The sequence below is a fragment of the Cryobacterium sp. PH31-AA6 genome, from assembly GCF_030063195.1.
GTDB lineage: Bacteria > Actinomycetota > Actinomycetes > Actinomycetales > Microbacteriaceae > Cryobacterium.
Window position 1 is genome coordinate 1 of record NZ_JASISS010000060.1, and the last position, 1,412, is coordinate 1,412.

Sequence of the window (1,412 nt, forward strand, 5' to 3'; positions counted from 1 at the left end):
TATCCACCTCCAGTCTTGAGGAACGTTGTCAAGATCTGGGCGATTGGCGCAGCGGTAGCGCGCTTCCCTGACACGGAAGAGGTCACTGGTTCGATCCCAGTATCGCCCACAGACAAACCCCCGGTAACCCCGGGGGTTTTTTGTTTGCCCAGGTGGCCTAATGCCCGATGGAACGGCAGATTCTCCGGTCCGCCACGCGGAAGCGGCGCCGGGTGCGCCGTTCCCGGCCGGAATCGGCTAGAGTCTTCAAGTCAGCAGAAATGCCGGCAGTTGCGGATGTGGCGCAGTGGTAGCGCATCACCTTGCCAAGGTGAGGGTCGCGAGTTCGAATCTCGTCATCCGCTCGAATTGAATCGACCGAAAGGTCGTTTCTTTTTGGTGTGGACCCAATGTGGTGGATTGGCCGAGAGGCGAGGCAGCGGCCTGCAAAGCCGTATACACGGGTTCGAATCCCGTATCCACCTCCAGTCTTGAGGAACGTTGTCAAGATCTGGGCGATTGGCGCAGCGGTAGCGCGCTTCCCTGACACGGAAGAGGTCACTGGTTCGATCCCAGTATCGCCCACAGACAAACCCCCGGTAACCCCGGGGGTTTTTTGTTTGCCCAGGTGGCCTAATGCCCGATGGAACGGCAGATTCTCCGGTCCGCCACGCGGAAGCGGCGCCGGGTGCGCCGTTCCCGGCCGGAATCGGCTAGAGTCTTCAAGTCAGCAGAAATGCCGGCAGTTGCGGATGTGGCGCAGTGGTAGCGCATCACCTTGCCAAGGTGAGGGTCGCGAGTTCGAATCTCGTCATCCGCTCGAATTGAATCGACCGAAAGGTCGTTTCTTTTTGGTGTGGACCCTATGTGGTGGATTGGCCGAGAGGCGAGGCAGCGGCCTGCAAAGCCGTATACACGGGTTCGAATCCCGTATCCACCTCCAGTCTTGAGGAACGTTGTCAAGATCTGGGCGATTGGCGCAGCGGTAGCGCGCTTCCCTGACACGGAAGAGGTCACTGGTTCGATCCCAGTATCGCCCACAGACAAACCCCCGGTAAAACGGGGGTTTTTTGTTTGCCAGGGGTGCCCGTGCAATACCTGTGCAATAGCGTTTTGAGTCTGATCGGCTGATTCTTGCCACTCTCCGATGTCGGGCGTGTCGTCCAAACTTCGTAATCTGATGCAGCCGTGCGAGATATTGCACGTGCAATAGCGCGCCAGGATGACCGCTAAGAGGCTAGAAGGTGCGGGCGTCCAGTCATGCCGGGATTCTGTCCAGTGAGGCCGTAGGGCCATTCAGGGGCGTGAGAGCACCCGCTCAACCGTGGGGGGACGGGAGCGGGTGCCTAGTGAAGAATAGCCGGTGCGCTCGGGGAGCGGGGAGCACGACAAAAAGCCCCGCCTGTCATCCGTGAGGACAACAAGCGGGGCTA

At 59.6% G+C, this 1,412-nt stretch carries 7 tRNA genes; all 7 read left to right on the plus strand.

Annotated features, from left to right (window positions below):
* Positions 1-37: 37 nt before the first annotated feature.
* The 7 genes from QMG61_RS17350 to QMG61_RS17380 all read left to right on the plus strand — a co-directional run bounded on the left by QMG61_RS17350 (position 38) and on the right by QMG61_RS17380 (position 1,019).
* A tRNA-Val gene (locus tag QMG61_RS17350) sits at positions 38-109 on the plus strand.
* 163 nt (positions 110-272) lie between these two features.
* Positions 273-344: transfer RNA gene (locus QMG61_RS17355), tRNA-Gly, on the plus strand.
* A 49-nt stretch (positions 345-393) separates the two neighbouring features.
* Positions 394-467 (plus strand) — tRNA-Cys (locus QMG61_RS17360).
* Positions 468-492: 25 nt separating this feature from the next.
* A tRNA-Val gene (locus tag QMG61_RS17365) sits at positions 493-564 on the plus strand.
* 163 nt (positions 565-727) lie between these two features.
* A tRNA-Gly gene (locus QMG61_RS17370) sits at positions 728-799 on the plus strand.
* Between the two features lie 49 nt (positions 800-848).
* Positions 849-922: transfer RNA gene (locus QMG61_RS17375), tRNA-Cys, on the plus strand.
* Positions 923-947: 25 nt separating this feature from the next.
* Positions 948-1,019: transfer RNA gene (locus tag QMG61_RS17380), tRNA-Val, on the plus strand.
* Positions 1,020-1,412: the final 393 nt, after the last annotated feature.